Here is a 610-nt window from a genome sequence, read left to right on the forward strand (position 1 = left end):
GGCGCGACCTTGCCGGGTCGAGCGCCGCGGAGCGCCGCGCGGCCGCGCTGTCCGTCCAGATGATCTTCCAGGACGCCACCGCGTCCCTCAACCCGCGCCTGCGGGTGCTCGACATCGTCGGCGAGGCCCCCGTCGCCCACGGCCTCGTCGCGGCCCGCGACAAGCGCGCCTACGTGGCCGACCAGCTCGCCCGGGTCAGCCTCGGGGCCGACGCGATGGCGCGCTACCCGCACCAGTTCTCCGGCGGCCAGCGCGCCCGCATCGGCATCGCGCGGGCCCTGGCGGTGAAGCCGCGGATGCTGGTCTGCGACGAGTCGGTGGCGGCGCTCGACGTCTCGATCCAGGCGCAGGTGCTGAACCTGTTCCTGGAGCTCCGCCGCGACCTCGGCCTGACCTACCTGTTCGTCAGCCACGACCTCGGGGTGATCGCCCACGTCGCCTCGCGCGTGGCAGTGATGTATCTCGGCCGCCTCGTCGAGGTGGCGCCGGCCGAGACCCTGTTCTGCGCCCCCGCCCACCCCTACACGATCAGCCTGCTCGCCCAGACGCCGAAGCTGGTGCCGGGCAAGCGCCGGTTCCAGGCGCTCCCCGGGGAGCCGCCGTCCCCGCT

Annotated in this window: 1 protein-coding gene; it reads left to right on the forward strand. The window is 74.4% G+C overall.

Annotation, left to right across the window (positions count from 1 at the left end; genetic code table 11):
• On the forward strand, window positions 1-610 hold a 610-nt coding region (locus FV223_RS29425; RefSeq protein WP_147730093.1), incomplete at both ends, for an ATP-binding cassette domain-containing protein.

It is taken from the genome of Methylobacterium sp. WL116 (assembly GCF_008039455.1).
In the GTDB taxonomy this organism is placed as follows: domain Bacteria; phylum Pseudomonadota; class Alphaproteobacteria; order Rhizobiales; family Beijerinckiaceae; genus Methylobacterium.